The sequence below is a fragment of the Stenotrophomonas maltophilia group sp. RY12688 genome (assembly GCF_052149045.1).
GTDB classification, from domain to species: domain Bacteria; phylum Pseudomonadota; class Gammaproteobacteria; order Xanthomonadales; family Xanthomonadaceae; genus Stenotrophomonas; species Stenotrophomonas sepilia.
The window spans coordinates 346217-362449 of sequence record NZ_CP197389.1 but is presented as its reverse complement, the minus strand read 5'-3'; the positions used below and the strand labels follow the sequence as shown (position 1 = coordinate 362449).

Genomic DNA, 16233 nt, shown 5'->3' with positions numbered 1-16233 from the left:
TCACACCGCCGGCAGGGTCGCCATGTCCCAGCGCGGGGTCACATCCACCTTCGGCGGGCTGTGCTGGCCAGCCTGCAGCCGCAGCGCGCCAGCGAAGGCGATCATCGCGCCGTTGTCGGTGCACAGTGCAGGCCGCGGGAAGCAGGCGCGGCCGCCGAGGCGCTCGGCCATCTGCTGCAGGCGGGCGCGCAGGCGCTTGTTGGCACCTACACCGCCGGCCACCACGATCACATTGGTCCCGGCCGCTTCCAGCGCGCGCTCGCACTTGATCGACAGGGTCTCGACCACCGCGTCCTCAAAGCCCCGGGCAATGTCGGCGCGGGTCTGCTCGCTCTGGTCGCTGTCGCGCCAGGCCATCAGGACCTGGGTCTTCAGGCCGGAGAAGCTGAAATCCAGCCCCGGGCGGTCGGTCATCGGCCGCGCGAAGCGGTACGCGCCCGGCGTGCCCTGCTCGGCCAGCCTGGCCAGCTGCGGGCCGCCCGGATACGGCAGGCCCATCAGCTTGGCGGTCTTGTCGAAGGCCTCGCCAGCCGCATCGTCCAGGGTTTCGCCCAGCAGGCGGTACTGGCCGATCGCGTCCACCGCCACCAGCTGGGTATGGCCACCGGACACCAGCAGCGCCACGAACGGCGCTTCCGGCGGGTCGTCTTCCATCAGCGGAGCCAGCAGGTGGCCTTCCATATGGTGTACGCCGACGGCCGGAACCTCCAGCGCCCAGGCCAGCGATCGGGCCACGCCGGCGCCGACCAGCAGCGCGCCGACCAGGCCGGGACCGGCCGTATAGGCGACGCCATCGATATCGCCCACGCCCAGGCCGGCGTCGGCCAGGGTCTGGCGTACCAGTGGCAGCAGCTTGCGGACGTGGTCGCGGCTGGCCAGCTCGGGCACCACGCCACCGTATTCGGCGTGCAGGGCGATCTGGCTGTAGACCGCATGGGCGCGCAGGGCCGCGCTGCCGGCCAGGTCGGTGTCATACACCGCCACGCCGGTCTCATCACAGGAAGATTCGATGCCAAGGACTCGCATGCCTGCTATTATGACGCCCCTGCCGCCCCCTCGGGGGACGTGCAGATCTCACTGCTTTCGAACCGCCGGCCCGTATTCAGGGTTGGCCGCTTGCAGTTTGTCGATTCGCCGCTATAATGTGCGGCTCGCCGGGCGTGACCCGGTTCTACTGTGTCCCGGAGATTCCATGCCCAGCGTCAAAGTCCGCGAGAACGAGCCCTTCGAGTTTGCTCTTCGCCGCTTCAAGCGCACTTGCGAAAAGGCCGGTGTGCTGGCCGAAACCCGCAAGCGCGAGTTCTACGAAAAGCCGACCCAGGAGCGCAAGCGCAAGGCCGCCGCTGCTGTGAAGCGTCAGCTGCGCCGCTCGTCGCGCGACGTCACCAAGCGTCAGCGCCTGTACTGATCGGACGCATTTTCATTGCGGCGGGCCTGCCCGTCGCGATGGAGCCGAAGCCGGCACGCGCGAGCGTCGCCGGCTTTTTGCGTTTCCGGGTTCGGGCATCCGCCCCGCCCCACCTACCACCACGAGGTTCCTCATGAGCATGAAGCAGCAGCTCACCGAAGACATGAAGGCCGCCATGAAGGCGGGCGAGAAGCACAAGCTGGGCGTGATCCGCCTGATCAATGCCGCCATCAAGCAGCGCGAAGTGGACGAGCGCATCGAACTGGACGACACCGCCGTGATCGCCGTGCTCGACAAGATGGTCAAGCAGCGCAAGGACTCGGTCAGCCAGTACGAAGCGGCCAACCGCGAAGACCTGGCCGAGATCGAGCGCGCCGAGATCGTGGTCATCGAAGCCTACCTGCCGGCCAAGATGGGCGAAGACGAGATCGTGGCCGCCATCCAGGCCGCCATCGCCGAGACCGGCGCCTCCGGCCCGGCCGACATGGGCAAGCTGATGGGCGCACTGAAGCCCAAGCTCGCTGGCCAGGCCGACATGGGCCTGGTGTCCAAGCTGGTCAAGCAGCAGCTGGCGTAATCCGGTACACGGAGTCGGATCCCTTTCGCAACGCGAAAGGGCTCTGACCCCATTGATGCACCCGCTTCACCGCACCTTCGTCGGTCGCCTGCTACAACCACACCCATGGTTGAACCCGAGCCCAACGTTCCCGTGTCCCTGCACAAGTACCTCAAGCGCCTGCAGGACAGCTTTCCGATGGCGGTGGCCAAGCGCTTCATCGACGTCGACGTGCTGACCCAGGCCGCCTCCGTTTCCTTCTACGCCCTGCTGTCGATGGCCCCGCTGCTGGTGCTGCTGCTGTGGTTGACCGCTTCGCTGTACCCGCCGGCACAGCAGGCGCTGATCGACCAGATCAGCTCGGTGGCTGGCAGCAGCGCGGCTACGGTGGCCGAAACCGTCCTGAAGAACGCCGACAACCAGCCCGACGTCGGCTCGTTGGCGGGGCTGTGGAGCACGCTGCTGCTGTTCGTCGGCGCCACCGCCGTGTTCGCGCAGCTGCAGAACGCGCTCAACCTGATCTTCCGCACCAGTGGCGAGCGCCTGGAGGGCATCAAGGCCTGGCTGCGCAAGCGTGTGTTCTCGTTCGGCGTGGTGCTGGCCCTGGGCTTCCTGCTGATCCTGTCGATGACTGCCACCACGGTACTGCAGGTGGCCTTCGCGCAACTGCCCTCGATCCTCCCCGCGCTGGGGTACGTCACCAGCCTGCTGCTGTACGCGGTGGGGTTCGCCTTCATGTACCACTACCTGCCCGACCGCCGCGTGGCATGGCGCCAGGCCTTCATCGGCGGTGCCATCACCTCGGCACTGTTCGCACTGGGCCGCTACGGCATCGGCGTCTACATCGCCACCGTGGCCCCCGGCAGTGCCTACGGCTCGATGGGCGCGCTGGTGATCTCACTGGTCTGGATCTATTACGCGACCGTGGTCTTCTTCGTTGGCGCGCTGATGACCGCGGTGATCGATGAGCGCCTGCGCGCGCGCCATCACCTGGCCGCCGCCGGCATCGATCCGGCCACCGCCAGCCAGGTGCCCGACAGGGGGTAAACTAGGGCAACCGCCCCCGGTTCCGTCGCGTGGTCCTGTACCGCGCCCTGCCCTGTTGCCCATGGCCCGTATTCCCGACGCTTTCATCGACGACCTGCTGGCCCGCACCGACATCGTCGAGGTGGTGGGCAGCCGCGTGCCGTTGAAGCGCCAGGGCAAGGAATACGCCGCACGCTGCCCGTTCCATGACGAGCGCTCGGCCTCGTTCACGGTCTCGCCGACCAAGCAGTTCTATCACTGCTTCGGCTGCGGCGCGCACGGCACCGCGATCAGCTTCCTGATGAACTACGACCGCCTCGAGTTCCTCGACGCGGTGGATGAACTGGCCAAGCGCGCCGGCATGGAAGTGCCGCGCAACGAGAATCCGCGCAGCCCGCAGCAGCAGGACGACAGCCGCGAGCTGTATTCGGCGCTGGACGCCGCCACCAGGTTCTTCCAGAAGAACCTCGAAGGCAGCGAGAAGGCACGCGCGTATCTGGAAAGCCGTGGCGTGGACGAAGCGAACCGCGCGCGCTTCCAGATCGGCTACGCGCCGGACGGCTACAGCGGCCTGCGCGACGCGCTCGGCAAGGACGAGCGGCGCATGAAGCTGCTCGACCGCGCCGGCCTGTTTTCCAAGAACGATCGCGGCCACGTCTACGACAAGTTCCGTGACCGGGTCATGTTCCCGATCTTCGACCGCCGTGGCCGGGTGATCGCCTTCGGCGGGCGCGTGTTCGAGAAGGACGACGGCCCCAAGTACCTCAACTCGCCCGAAACCGCGCTGTTCCACAAGGGCCGCGAACTGTACGGCCTGTGGCAGGTGCGCCAGGCCAACCAGAAGATCGAGCGGTTGATCGTGGTCGAGGGCTACATGGACGTGGTTTCGCTGTTCCAGTTCGGCGTCACCCAGGCGGTGGCCACGCTGGGTACGGCGACCACGCCGGACCACGCCGAGCTGTTGTTCCGCAACGCACCGGACGTGTTCTTCTGCTTCGACGGCGACGCCGCAGGCCGCCGCGCCGGCTGGAAGGCGCTGGAGTCGGTGCTGCCGCGCATGAAGGATGGCCGCCAGGCCTTCTTCCTGTTCCTGCCCGATGGCGAGGACCCGGACAGCATCGTGCGCAAGGAAGGCGCCGAGGCCTTCAACGAGCGCCTGAAGCAGGCCACGCCGCTGTCGCAGTTTTTCTTCGATGAACTGACCCGCGAGATCAACCTGGGCACGCTGGACGGCAAGGCGCGCCTGGCCGAACGCGCAAAGCCGATGCTGGCGCAGATTCCCGACGGTGCCTTCGGCGACCTGATGAAGCAGCAGCTGGCGCAGCTGACCGGCCTCGGTGGCACAGCCCAGGCCACGCGCGCGCCGGTGCCGCAACGCCAGCCACATCGGACGATCCAGCCGGTGGCCAAGCGCAGCCTGGTGCGCGGCGCGATCGCCGTGCTGCTGCAGCAGCCGTCGCTGGCGCTGACCCTGGGCGGAAAGCATCACTTCCAGGGCCTGCGACTGCCGGGCGTGGAGCTGCTGCTGGAACTGCTGGGGCTGGTCGAACAACGCCCGGACATCAGCACCGGCGCCCTGCTGGAACACTTCGACGGCCGCGAGGAACAGGCGTCGCTGCATACGCTGGCCGCTCAGACGCTGCCCGGCACCGAGGCCAGCTGGACCCAGGAACTGCACGATGCCGTGGCCCAGTTGGAGAAACAGCTGCTGGTGCAACGTCTGGAGGAGTTGTTGGCAAAGCAGCGCCAGCAGGGCCTGGATGATACTGACAAATACGAACTGCGCGAGCTGCTGAAGGCCCGCGCCGGGCTGCGCCTGTAGCGGCAGAACGTTTTCACGGAGAGGACCATGCTGCTGCGCCTGCCCTGCCTGCTGTTGTTGTCGCTCTGCCTGCCACTGGCGGCCCTGGCCGCAGATGGCCCGCTCAATGAAGTCCGCCCGGGCCTGTATGCCGGCGGCCAGCCCTCCGCCGCACAACTGGGCGAACTTGCCGCGCAGGGCGTGCGCACCGTGATCGACCTGCGCCAGCCCGGCGAGGACCGGGGGTTCGACGAAACGCGCGTTGCCGAATCATTGGGCCTGCGCTACGTGCACATTCCGGTGGCCGGTGCCGAGGGGCTCGATGCCGCCAACGTGCGCGCCGTGCACCAGGCCCTGCGGCAGAGCCAGGGGCCTGTGCTGCTGCACTGTGCGTCCGGCAACCGCGCCGGCGCCGTGCTCGGCCTGGTCAACGCACGCTACGAACATGCCAGCCCCGAACAGGCCCTTCAGCTGGGCCAGCGTGCTGGCCTGACCTCGCTGGAAGCCGCCACCCGCCAACGCCTGGCCACGCCGATCACCTCACCCTGAACCCTCCGCACCAAGGACTCTGCCCACCATGACCCGCTGGTGGTCGCGCCTGCGACCGGACAACTTCACCCTCGCCCTGCTGTGCACCGTCGGCCTGGCCTCCCTGCTGCCGATGAGGGGCGCCGCCGCCATCGTCCTGGACGATGTCACCACCGTCGCCATCGCTGCACTGTTCTTCCTGCATGGCGCGCGCCTGCCACGTGAGTCGATCATTGGCGGCATGCTGCACTGGCGGCTGCACCTGACCATCCTCGCCTGCACCTTCCTCCTGTTCCCGCTGCTCGGGCTGATGTTCAAGCCGCTATCGGGCTGGCTGCTGACCCCGGAGCTGTACCTGGGCGTGCTGTTCCTGTGCACCCTGCCCTCCACCGTGCAGTCGTCCATCGCGTTCACCTCGATGGCGCATGGCAACGTGCCCGCAGCGGTGTGCAGTGCCTCGTTGTCGAGCATTCTCGGCGTATTCCTGACCCCGCTGCTGCTGACCGCGCTGGCGGGCACCTCCGGCGGCGTGCACGACCCGCTGCATGCGATCGGCGGCATCATGCTGCAGCTGCTGGTGCCGTTCGTGGCCGGCCACCTGCTGCGGCCGTGGATTGCCGGCTGGGTGGAAAAGCAGCGCGCGCTGCTGCGTTACACCGACCAGGGCACGATCCTGCTGGTGGTGTATTCGGCGTTCGGCGAGGCGGTGACCGAAGGACTGTGGAGCAAGACGCCGCTGCTCTCGTTGCTGGCCGTGGCGGTCGTGGCCGCCGTGCTGCTCGGCATCGCCATGCCGCTGATCACCTTCATCGCCCGCCGCCTGCGTTTCAACCGCGAGGACGAGATCGCCATCGTGTTCTGCGGCTCGAAGAAGAGCCTGGCCACCGGCGTGCCGATTGCCAAGGTGCTGTTCGCCGGCGGCAGCCTCGGCGCCATCGTGCTGCCGGTGATGATCTACCACCAGATCCAGCTCATCGTCTGCGGCGTGATCGCGCAGCGGTACGCGAAGCGCGCGCCCTGACCCGACGGGAGGACATCCACGCATGGCGTGGATCTGTTGTAGAGCCGAGCCCGCGCTCGGCTGACACCTGTGATCCGGAGTAGATCCACGCCATGCGTGGATGGTTTGCCTGACGCTACGGATCCACCAGCGTCCCGACGCTCAGTTCCGGCATCCATACCCATAGGTCGTACGGCCGTTCCGCACCGGCAGCGACCCGCGGCCCCGTGGCAACCTGCTCTCGAAGTGGCCGCGCCATGCAACCGCCCGCGCATCCCCACGTCTGACCACGTTGCGCGCCCAACCGTACGCTGTAGATATCCAGGTCCCGCAGCTGCGACGCCATCGGATGCATCTGCATTTCTGGCGGCATACCTTGCGGCCTTTGCAGCATCGCGTGCACGTTACCAGTCAGCACCAGCATGCGCGCATTGGCCGGTAGGCCTCGATAGAGCCGCCGCAACTCGGCTGCCATGAGGTCATCGCGTACCTGGTTGCCGCCTTTGCTGGCGTTGACGTCATAGTCAACGACGTCGATAACACGTCCCTGCGACTTCAGCACGCGTAGGCTTTCGATCATTGCCAGCATGTCGCGGCTGCGACGGCCATCATGCTGGTCATCGCGCACGGTCCAGAACGCACGCCCGCGCAGATGCTGGCGTGCCTTCTCCCCGCCATCGGAAGTCAGGTAATCGCGCAGCGTGGAGGTTTCCCCGCGTGGCAGTTCCAGCGCCAGCAGGACCGGCCTGGTGCGGCTGTAGTCATCCACCAGCTGCCGCACCAGCAGCGGCGTCTCGCGGGTTCCATGGAATTCGCCCAGCACCAGCAGGCGGTGATCACCGGCGTGCTGGTGGATCTGCGCGGCGGTGTCGTCGGCATGCGCGGTCACGGCCATGCCCAGCGCCAGAATCAGCGCGGTGGTCCAACGGAAGATCGTATGCATCCCTGCTCGCTCCTTTCCTTGGGGTCAGGAACAGCAATGGCGACGCCGCTGGAAGAGATCAAGTGCAGAGCCGAGCCCACGCTCGGCTGCTCTTCCAATCCCCCCTCAGCCGAGCATGGGCTCGGCTCTACAGGTGGTGCTTCACAACCAGGGCAGGATCCAGTGGTCGACCAGCAGGAAGGCGAACAGCGCCATCAGGTACACGATGGAGTAATAGAACATCTTCATCGAGAACAGCTCATCCGGTGGGTCGAGCATGCGCCAGGCGTACCAGAGGAACACGGCATTGAGCACGATCGCGCCGCCCAGGTAGAACGCACCGCTCATGCCCACCAGGTAGGGCAACAGGCAGACCAGCGCCAGCACCACCGAATACACCATGATCTGCTTGCGGGTGTGCGCCACGCCGTGGGTCACCGGCAGCATCGGGATCTCCGCCTTGGCATAGTCTTCGCGGCGGAAGATCGCCAGCGCCCAGAAGTGCGGCGGCGTCCAGATGAAGATGATCAGCACCAGCAGCGACGAGTACGCCCAGTCCGACGAGCCCTGCATGCCGGTCACCGCAGCCCAGCCCAGCATCGGCGGCATCGCGCCGGCCAGGCCACCGATGACGATGTTCTGCGAGGTCGCACGCTTCAGGTACACGGTGTAGATCACCGCGTAGCCGATCAGCGAGGCGAAGGTCAGCACCGCAGTGATCAGGTTCACCCACAGCACCAGGATGGTCATCGACAGCACGATCAGCACGCCGGCGAACACCAGCACCTGCCATGGCTTGACCTTGCCGACCACCAGCGGGCGCCACGACGTGCGTGCCATCTGCGCATCGATGTGCGCATCCAGCAACTGGTTGATCGCGGCGGCCGCCGAAGCGGCCAGCCAGATGCCGAGGAAGCCGAGCAGGCCGGCGCGCACCTGCTCCCAGCTGGGCACGCCCGGAATAGCCAGGACCATGCCGACCAGGGCAGTGAAGACAATGAGGGCGACGACCTTGGGCTTGGTCAGGTCCCAGTACTGGCGGTAGTTGGAAAACATGGAATCAGTCCGGGGCGCGCAGGCGGGCCAGCAGGCTGACCAGCACGAACAACAGGGCAACGGCCACGCCATTGTGGGCCACGGCCACTTCCAGTGGCAGCGCCAGCTTCACATTGAGGATGCCGAGGGTGACCTGCAGCACCAGCAGCGCGATCAGCGCGCTGGCCCAGCCGCGCATGCTCGGCAACCGGAACAGGCGCACGCCCAGCCACAGCAGGTAGATGGCCACCACCACCGCGAACAGGCGGTGCGCCATCTGGATGGCGATACGCGAGGCACCATCCAGCACGCCGCCTTCGTAGTCCACGCCGATGCCACGCCACAGGGTGAAGCCTTCGACGAAGTTGTGCTGCGGCCACCACTGGTTGGCACAGCGCGGGAAGTTGTCCAGCGATGCACTGCCGCCGCCGCAGGCCAGCGCCGCGTAGTTGGCACTGACCCAGCCGCCGAGTGCGATCTGGGTGACCAGCACCGCCAGGCCGATGCGCAGCAGCCACTTCAGCTTCGGTGCCTCGGCCAGAGTGATCGGCATGTGCGTCGCACGCCAGGCCATCCAGGCCAGCAGCGCGAACATCAGCATGCCGCCCAGCAGATGGCCCATCACCACGATGGGCTTGAGCAGCAGGGTCACCGTCCACATGCCCAGCAGGGCCTGGAAGATCACCACCGCCAGGGTCAGCAGTGCAGCGCGTGCCAGGTCGATGTTGCTCCAGCGCAGCGCGGCGATCAGCAGGATCGCCTCGCCGACCAGAGCCAATGCGCTGGCGGTGCCATGCCAGCCCATCATGTACAGCGGTATGCCAGCGGCCACCAGTACGCAGGCGGTCACCACTGCCGTGGTCCCAAAGCGGCGCTTGCGCGTGGCCAGCAGGGCCAGGGTCAGGATCTCGATGCCCAGCGCGCCGGCCAGGAAGCGGTGCACCTGCTCACGCCAGGCCTTGTGGGTCTCCAGCGGGCGGATATCCGCCGCCGGGTGGCCGATGGTCTCTTCCACGTGCTGCGGCCAGGTGGCCTGGCCATAGCAGGTCGGCCAGTCCGGGCAGCTCAGGCCGGCATCGGACAGGCGTACGAACGCACCGAACATGATCGTGCTCGCGGTCATGATCATGGCGAACCACGCCAGGCGGTGGAAATTGCGGTGCAGCGCCGGACGCGCGGAAAGGCTCATCAAACGGGACTCACTTCAGTTTCAGCAACGTGGCCATGTCCTTGCGCAGGCCACCCAGGTCGGAACCCGGGGCATGGCGCATGATCACGAAGCCGTTCGGATCGATCACGTAGACCGGCAGTCCCGCCGGATCATCGACGCCCGGCAACGCCGCGCGCAGGGCTGGCGACGGAGCCAGCGGCCGCAGCGCGGGCAGCGAGGCGATCGACGCCGGTGGCGTACCCAGCCACAGGATCTCGACATTATCGGCGTTATGGCCGAACAGCTGCCACACCTTGCCCAGTCCCTGCGACAAAGTGACGCACTGCGCGTCGCAGGCACCGGCCGGTGCCACCAGCAGGCGCCAGGTGCGGGCCTCGGGGTTCCAAGGATAGGGCTGGCCGCTGGCCAGGGTCGGCGTCTGCTGGCGCAGATCGACCGGCGGCTTCAGCAGCTGTCCCGCATTGCGGTGGCCGGTGGGCTGCCAGCCGGAGAAGCGCAATACCGCGGCCAGCGCCATCGCCCCGAAGAACACGGCAAACAGCAGCACCAGGGTCCGGCGGCCGGAGCCGCGCGCCTGCGGGGACGTAGCAGTGTTCATGTGGGGCATTTTCTCATGGTTGGGTAAACGATGCCGGTAGTGCCGGCCGCTGGCCGGCATCCAGGAATCCGAGTGCGTGCCGGCCAGCGGCCGACACTACCCGGCGATGGGCCGTCTCCTGCGCCGCTCCAGCACCAGCGCCACCACCAGCACGGTCAGGGCCAGGCCGAACCACTGCACGGCGTAGCCCAGGTGTCGCTGCGGTGGCAGCGTATTTGGCAGCAGGTCCATGTCACGCTCGTCGCCGAAGGGCAGCGCCGGGTCCAGTCGCAGGACCCGCTCGGGCAGTGTTGGCAGGCCCAGCGCTGCGGCGAGGCCCTCGGCCGGCAAGCGGCTGGCCAGCCAGCGCCCCGCCTCACCGGTGGCGGAGAACGGCGGACCCAGTACCAGCCCCGCCGAAGGCGGTGGCGCCAGCAACCCGCGCACCACCACCGGCGAAGGCGGCGCCGGTATGTCCGGCAGCGTGCGATCCGGCGGCAGCGCGCGCCAGCCAAGATCGACCAGCAGCACGCTGCCTTCGTCACTGCGGAACGGGCGATAGATCTTTACGCCGGCACGGCCATGCCGGGTCTGGTTGTCCAGCAGCACCACGCCAGGCAGGAAGCGACCGTGATCGGCCACACCGTGCAACGCACCGGGGGCTGCCAGCGCCTGGGCCAGCGGCAGCGCCTGTGCCACCGCTGGCCCCTGCGCATCCAACATTGACTGTTTGGCATGCATGCGCTGCAGCTGCCACAGCCCCAATGCAGTGAAACCGGCCATCGCCAGCACGGCCAGCAACCATCCGATCACGCGTGTGTGCTGGCGCATCATGACAAGTCCGCACAAACGCGGTCAGATAGGCGCACCCACCCTTCCCTCGAGCCGCGCATGAGTGATTCGCTGAAGACCCTGCTGGTAATCGCGTTTCTGATCGTCATCGTCTGGAACCTGGGCGCCGGCCTGTATTACCTGCTGGTCGACCGCGGCCAGACCAAGCGCACGGTCAACGCACTGACACGTCGCATCGCGGTGTCGGTGGCGTTGATCGTACTGGTGATCGTGAGCATCTACATGGGCTGGATCAAGCCGCACGGCGTCGGCGGCTGAGGCCACCGATGCGTGCGTGGTCAAAGCACGTAGACGAACAGGAACAGCATCAGCCACACCACGTCGACGAAGTGCCAGTACCACGCGGCCGCTTCAAAACCGAAATGGTTGTCGCGGGTGAAGTGTCCCTTGGCCGAACGCAGCCACATCACGATCAACATGATCGTGCCCAGCAGCACGTGCGCACCGTGGAAGCCGGTCAGCATGAAGAACGTCGAACCGTAGATGCCCGAGCCCAGCGTCAGGTTCAGCTCCTTGTAGGCGTGGATGTACTCTTCCGCCTGCAGGGTCAGGAAACCGAGGCCGAGCACCACGGTCAGGCCCAGCCAGATCAGCAGCTGGCGGCGGTTGCCGGCCTTCAACGCGTGATGGGCGATGGTCAGGGTCACGCCTGAGGTGAGCAGGATCAGCGTATTGATCAGCGGCAGGCCCCACGCCGGGATGGTCTGGAAGGCACCACCGATCGCCGCCGGGCCATTGGTCGGCCATCCGGCGGAGTAGCCCTGCCAGAGCAGCTCGTTGGTCATCACCCCGCGGCCTTCGCCACTGAGCCACGACAGGCCCAGGTTGCGGGTGTAGAACAGCGCGCCGAAGAAGGCGCCGAAGAACATCACCTCGGAGAAGATGAACCAGATCATCCCCATCCGGAACGAGCCATCGACCTGGTGGTTGTAGTTGCCGGCCTGCGATTCGCGCACCACGTCGCTGAACCACCAGAACAGGGTCAACACCAGCATCGCGATGCCGATGTAGAACGTCCAGCGCCCCCAGCTGGCATCGTTGAGCCAGCTGGCCACGCCCACCATGGTCACCATCATCGCGATGGACCCCACGAAGGGCCATTTGCTCTGGGCCGGGACGAAGTACACGTTGGCGTCGGTTGGTGTCTGGGCCATGTCGGTATCCGGGTCAGGGTGCGGCGTGCGCGCCGTCCGAGGTGGCGGCCGGGGCCAGCCGATCGGACAACGCGTCGTTGCGGTAGAAGGTGTAGGACAAGGTGATCGTCTTGATTTCCGGCGGCAGGTCCGGATCGACGATGAAGCGCACCGGCATGTCGCGCTTCTCGCCGGCCTGCAGCGTCTGCGCGGTGAAACAGAAGCACTCGGTCTTGCTGAAGAAGCCCGACGCGCGTGCCGGTGCCACCGAAGGCACCGCGCTGCCAACGACTGCCTGCTGGCTGTCGTTGCGGGCGAAGTACAGCGCCTCGTTGAGTTCGCCGGGCACCACATCCATGGTCAGCTGCTCGGGATGGAACGACCACGGCAGGCGCGAATTGACGCCGCCATCGAACTCCACCCGCACGGTGCGCTTGCCAGCTGCGGCACCCGTACTGGCTTCACCACCCGGGCCGCGTTCCAGGCGCACGCCGAATACCTTCTCGCAGGCAATGCGGTACAGCGGCACCAGCGAGAAGGTCAGCAGGAACACCGCCACTGCCACGCCGATCAGGCGCGGCAGCCCGGCACTGGGTGACCGCGTGCTGGCCGGTGCCTCGCTCATCGGCCGATCACCCCGCTGAGGATGAAGCCGACGTAGACCAGCACCGCGATGGCGCCGACCCACATCGCCGTGCGCCGGGCACGCTGGCGTTGCTGTTCGATGCCGTGGTGTTGGGCTTCGCTCTGGCTTTGGTTCTGGTAGAGCCGACTGCTAGTCGGCTGCACTTCGCGAGTCGACTGACAGTCGACTCTACCGTTGGTCAGCACGCCGTCAGCCGAGCATGGCTCGGCTCTACAGGTCTGCAGTGGGCTCTCGTTATGCATGCCCCACCTCAATGCGTGATGTCGTCATGCGCCAGATCGCCCGGGCGGATGGTCGGCGGCGTGGTGAAGGTATGCGCCGGTGCCGGCGACGGCAGCGTCCACTCCAGCCCGCGCGCGCCTTCCCAGCTACGGGCCTCGGCCTTCTCGCCATTGCGCAGCGAGGACAGCAGGATCGCGGCCATCATGAACGGCGTGACGAACATGCCGAACGCACCGATCGAGCTGATCAGGTTCCAGTCGGCAAACGCTACGCTGTAGTCCGGAATGCGGCGCGGCATGCCGGCCAGGCCGAGGAAGTGCTGCGGGAAGAACAGCAGGTTGACGAACACGATCGACCACCAGAAGTGCACCTTGGCCCACTTCTCGCTGTACATCCGCCCCGTCCACTTCGGCCACCAGTAATACACAGCCGCGATCAGCGCGAACACCGCGCCGGTCACCAGCACGTAGTGGAAATGCGCAACCACGAAGTAGGTGTCGTGGTACTGGAAGTCGGCCGCCACGATGGCCAGCATCAGGCCGGAGAAGCCACCGATGGTGAACAGGATGACGAAGGCCACCGACCACAGCATCGGCGCCTCGAACGTCAGCGACCCCCGCCACATGGTGCTGACCCAGTTGAACACCTTCACCCCGGTCGGGATCGAGATCAGCATGGTGGCGAACATGAAGTAGATCTCGCCGCCCAGCGGCATGCCCACGGTGAACATGTGGTGGGCCCAGACGATGAACGACAGGAACGCGATCGCGGCGGTGGCGTACACCATCGCCTGGTAGCCGAACAGCGGCTTGCGGCTGAAGGTCGGGATGATCTCGCTGACCACGCCGAAGGCGGGCAGGATCATGATGTAGACCTCGGGATGGCCGAAGAACCAGAAGATGTGCTGGTACATCACCGGGTCACCGCCACCGGCGGCATTGAAGAAGCTGGTGCCGAAGAACTTGTCGGTCAGCAGCATGGTCACCGCACCGGCCAGCACCGGCATCACCGCGATCAGCAGGAAGGCGGTGATCAGCCACGCCCAGCAGAAGATCGGCATCTTCAGCAGGTCGATGCCCGGCGCGCGCATGTTGAGCACGGTGGCGATGATGTTGATCGCACCCATGATCGAACTGATGCCGGCCACGTGGATGGCGAACACGCTGAAGGCCACGTTGTAGCCGCCCTGCAGCGACAGCGGCGGATACAGCGTCCAGCCACCGGCCGGTGCACCACCGGGCAGGAACAGCGTCAGCAGCAGCAGGCTGAAGGCCACCGGCAGCAGCCAGAACGACCAGTTGTTCATGCGCGGCAGCGCCATGTCCGGCGCACCGATCTGCAGCGGGATCATCCAGTTGGCAAGGCCGACAAACGCCGGCATCACGCCGCCGAAGATCATCACCAGCGCATGCACGGTCGTCATCTGGTTGAAGAACTCGGGCTTGACGAACTGCAGGCCCGGCTGCGCCAGCTCGGCGCGGATCACCACGCTCATCGCCGCGCCGATGATGAACATGATGAAGCTGAAACCCAGGTACAGCGTGCCGATGTCCTTGTGGTTGGTCGAGAAGAACCAACGCTCGAAGAAACTCTGGTGGTGATGGTGATCGTCGTGCCCAACTGCCGAGTGCGCCATTGCAAAACACCTCTCAGAATCGGTTGTCACCACGGCCGCGAGCGGCCGCGGGCTTTACATCACGCGCCGCTGGCCGCAACCGCAGGTGCATTGCCGGCTTCGGCAGCAGCAGGTGCCGCCGGTGCTTCGCCCGCAGGGGCAGCCGGTTCTGCAGGTGCCGCAGGGGGGGCGGGCTCGGCCGGCGGTGCAGGCTTGCGCTGCGCCAGCCACTGCTTGAAGTCCTCCTTGGACACCGCCTCGACCACGATCGGCATGAAGCCGTGGTCCTTGCCGCACAGCTCGGCGCACTGGCCGCGATACACCCCGGGCTGCTCGATGCTGGTCCAGGCTTCATTGATGAAACCGGGGATCGCGTCCTGCTTCCAGCCCAGCGCCGGCACCCACCAGGCGTGGATCACATCATCGGAAGTGATGACGAAGCGGACCTTGGTATCGACCGGCAACACCAGCCGGTTGTCGACGTCCAGCAGGTAGTGCGGATGACTTTCGCGGGTCGGCACGATGCCACTTTGCCGCACGCGGTCGGATTCCCGGTCCAGGCGACTGGTGAAGGTGACGTTCTCCCCGAGGTATTCGTACTTCCACATCCACTGGTAGCCGGTGACCTTGACCGTCATCTCGGCATCGCGGGTGTCGTACATCTTGATCAGGTTGGCCGTGGCCGGCCACGCCATCACGATCAGGATGATCACCGGGATCACCGTCCAGATGATCTCGGCCTTGGTGTTATGGCTGAAGGTGGCGGCGACCGCGCCCTTGGATTTGCGGAACTTGAAGATGGCGTAGGCCATCGCGCCGAACACGATGACGCCGATCACCGTGCAGATGATCAACGAAAGGTTGTTCGATTCCCAGGCCAGGCGCGAGGTCTGGGTCACCCCCTTGCCCATGTTCAGCTGCCACGGCTTGGGATCGGCCGCCTGGGCCCAGGCCAACGCCGGCATCAGTCCCCCGGTCGCCAGCACTGCGGCAACCGCGTTCACGCACTTCGTGCCCCACCTGCTGCTTTGCTTCATTGCCTAGACCCTTAGCGTCGTCGGTTGCCGCCATCGCTGGCGGCGAGCAAGCTTTCAAGTGTCTCTGCGAGCGTCTGACGTTCGGCCGGCGCGAGGAAACTCCCCACCTCCACCTGCCGGCCGCTGGATGCCAGCCGGACCCTCTCATCGTCGGTGAGCAGGCGCACCCAATGCGGGTGGGCCCGGAACACCGGCGATCCACCGGGTACGGGAATGACCTCCACGTACGCCGGCACTACCCGGATCTCCTCCTGCCGTTCACCGCTGCGCCACAAGGCACGCAGCGCCGCCGCCAGCACCAGGCTGTACAGCAGCGCGAACAGGGGGGCGAATGCATTGCCGGCCCACCACCCGAGGGCGGACACCAGCCACATCGCACCCGACAACACGGTGAACAACAGGACGAACTGCCGGGCATCGAGCGCCCGTGGGGGACGCAGCCGCAGCTGCGTACCTGACCCATCCGGAGCTGGAAGCACCTCGATCATGTCGCAACCGCGTTCCTGCCGCGGGAAACGTCTCGATGGTAGCCCCGCCCTCTCGCCGGTAGCAAGGGTGCATTCACACTTTTTCCGATGCTGCAACACAGCATGCGGTCGGCGGCACGGATGACGAATTCAGCACAAATCTCGCCGGGTTTGCTGAACACGCCGAATCCACCACCGTTAGTGGCTATCAGCCCTTCATGAAGGTGTCTGCGTGGC

Annotated in this window: 19 protein-coding genes; 7 read left to right on the top strand and 12 right to left on the bottom strand. The window is 66.4% G+C overall.

Going from position 1 to position 16233, the window contains the following annotated elements; translation table 11 throughout:
* Window positions 1-1026 (bottom strand): tRNA (adenosine(37)-N6)-threonylcarbamoyltransferase complex transferase subunit TsaD, encoded by a 1026-nt coding sequence (gene tsaD, locus ACS0OT_RS01645; RefSeq protein WP_021202939.1) that lies wholly within the window; start codon window positions 1024-1026, stop codon window positions 1-3.
* Between the two features lie 166 nt (window positions 1027-1192).
* On the opposite strand from tsaD, the gene rpsU reads away from it, so the two are divergent.
* The 6 genes from rpsU (at window position 1193) to ACS0OT_RS01615 (ending at window position 6340) form a co-directional block, all read left to right on the top strand.
* Window positions 1193-1408, top strand: a complete 216-nt coding sequence (gene rpsU / locus ACS0OT_RS01640; RefSeq protein WP_002808376.1) for a 30S ribosomal protein S21 — start codon at window positions 1193-1195, stop codon at window positions 1406-1408.
* A gap of 133 nt (window positions 1409-1541) precedes the next feature.
* Window positions 1542-1985 (top strand): GatB/YqeY domain-containing protein, encoded by a 444-nt coding sequence (locus tag ACS0OT_RS01635; protein ID WP_065179428.1) that lies wholly within the window; start codon window positions 1542-1544, stop codon window positions 1983-1985.
* Window positions 1986-2090: 105 nt separating this feature from the next.
* Window positions 2091-3011 carry a YihY/virulence factor BrkB family protein gene (locus tag ACS0OT_RS01630; protein ID WP_065186699.1) on the top strand — a complete coding sequence of 307 codons (921 nt, stop codon included), beginning with the start codon at window positions 2091-2093 and terminating at the stop codon, window positions 3009-3011.
* A gap of 61 nt (window positions 3012-3072) precedes the next feature.
* The gene (dnaG, locus tag ACS0OT_RS01625) at window positions 3073-4812 is read left to right on the top strand and encodes a DNA primase (protein WP_065179430.1); all 1740 of its coding nucleotides are present in this window, start codon (window positions 3073-3075) and stop codon (window positions 4810-4812) included.
* A 27-nt stretch (window positions 4813-4839) separates the two neighbouring features.
* On the top strand, window positions 4840-5340 hold the full coding sequence (locus ACS0OT_RS01620; RefSeq protein ID WP_442256012.1) for a beta-lactamase hydrolase domain-containing protein: 501 nt from the start codon (window positions 4840-4842) through the stop codon (window positions 5338-5340).
* 28 nt (window positions 5341-5368) lie between these two features.
* Window positions 5369-6340, top strand: a complete 972-nt coding sequence (locus ACS0OT_RS01615; protein WP_139726642.1) for a bile acid:sodium symporter family protein — start codon at window positions 5369-5371, stop codon at window positions 6338-6340.
* Between the two features lie 115 nt (window positions 6341-6455).
* Here ACS0OT_RS01615 and ACS0OT_RS01610 read toward each other — a convergent pair whose 3' ends face one another.
* From ACS0OT_RS01610 to ACS0OT_RS01590, 5 genes are all read right to left on the bottom strand, one after another.
* Entirely contained in the window at window positions 6456-7262 is an 807-nt protein-coding gene (locus tag ACS0OT_RS01610; protein ID WP_442256011.1) for a calcium-binding protein, read from the bottom strand.
* A gap of 141 nt (window positions 7263-7403) precedes the next feature.
* Window positions 7404-8297, bottom strand: a complete 894-nt coding sequence (gene cyoE, locus ACS0OT_RS01605; protein ID WP_049416773.1) for a heme o synthase — start codon at window positions 8295-8297, stop codon at window positions 7404-7406.
* A gap of 4 nt (window positions 8298-8301) precedes the next feature.
* Complete coding sequence (locus ACS0OT_RS01600) at window positions 8302-9465, bottom strand: COX15/CtaA family protein (protein WP_164093479.1); 1164 nt, start codon at window positions 9463-9465, stop codon at window positions 8302-8304.
* Between the two features lie 10 nt (window positions 9466-9475).
* Window positions 9476-10045, bottom strand: a complete 570-nt coding sequence (locus tag ACS0OT_RS01595) for a hypothetical protein (RefSeq protein WP_005415005.1) — start codon at window positions 10043-10045, stop codon at window positions 9476-9478.
* A gap of 96 nt (window positions 10046-10141) precedes the next feature.
* Complete coding sequence (locus tag ACS0OT_RS01590) at window positions 10142-10858, bottom strand: SURF1 family protein (RefSeq protein ID WP_065186704.1); 717 nt, start codon at window positions 10856-10858, stop codon at window positions 10142-10144.
* A 57-nt stretch (window positions 10859-10915) separates the two neighbouring features.
* Between ACS0OT_RS01590 and ACS0OT_RS01585 the strand changes: the two genes are divergently transcribed.
* Complete coding sequence (locus ACS0OT_RS01585; RefSeq protein ID WP_049416782.1) at window positions 10916-11134, top strand: twin transmembrane helix small protein; 219 nt, start codon at window positions 10916-10918, stop codon at window positions 11132-11134.
* 20 nt (window positions 11135-11154) lie between these two features.
* Here the strand turns inward: ACS0OT_RS01585 and ACS0OT_RS01580 are convergent, their stop codons facing one another.
* The 6 genes from ACS0OT_RS01580 to ACS0OT_RS01555 are packed head-to-tail and all read right to left on the bottom strand — an operon-like array spanning window position 11155 to window position 16017.
* Window positions 11155-12030: a cytochrome c oxidase subunit 3 gene (locus tag ACS0OT_RS01580; protein ID WP_005407793.1), complete on the bottom strand. Its 876-nt coding sequence runs from the start codon at window positions 12028-12030 to the stop codon at window positions 11155-11157.
* A gap of 13 nt (window positions 12031-12043) precedes the next feature.
* On the bottom strand, window positions 12044-12634 hold the full coding sequence (locus ACS0OT_RS01575) for a cytochrome c oxidase assembly protein (RefSeq protein WP_053498717.1): 591 nt from the start codon (window positions 12632-12634) through the stop codon (window positions 12044-12046).
* Window positions 12631-12897 (bottom strand): hypothetical protein, encoded by a 267-nt coding sequence (locus ACS0OT_RS01570; RefSeq protein WP_065179436.1) that lies wholly within the window; start codon window positions 12895-12897, stop codon window positions 12631-12633. Before ACS0OT_RS01570 ends, ACS0OT_RS01575 begins: the two co-directional genes overlap by 4 nt.
* 8 nt (window positions 12898-12905) lie before the next feature.
* The gene (gene ctaD, locus ACS0OT_RS01565) at window positions 12906-14513 is read right to left on the bottom strand and encodes a cytochrome c oxidase subunit I (RefSeq protein WP_005407790.1); all 1608 of its coding nucleotides are present in this window, start codon (window positions 14511-14513) and stop codon (window positions 12906-12908) included.
* A gap of 59 nt (window positions 14514-14572) precedes the next feature.
* Entirely contained in the window at window positions 14573-15529 is a 957-nt protein-coding gene (gene coxB / locus ACS0OT_RS01560; protein WP_053498721.1) for a cytochrome c oxidase subunit II, read from the bottom strand.
* Window positions 15530-15540: 11 nt separating this feature from the next.
* Complete coding sequence (locus tag ACS0OT_RS01555) at window positions 15541-16017, bottom strand: DUF2244 domain-containing protein (protein ID WP_021202927.1); 477 nt, start codon at window positions 16015-16017, stop codon at window positions 15541-15543.
* Window positions 16018-16233 lie beyond the last annotated feature (216 nt).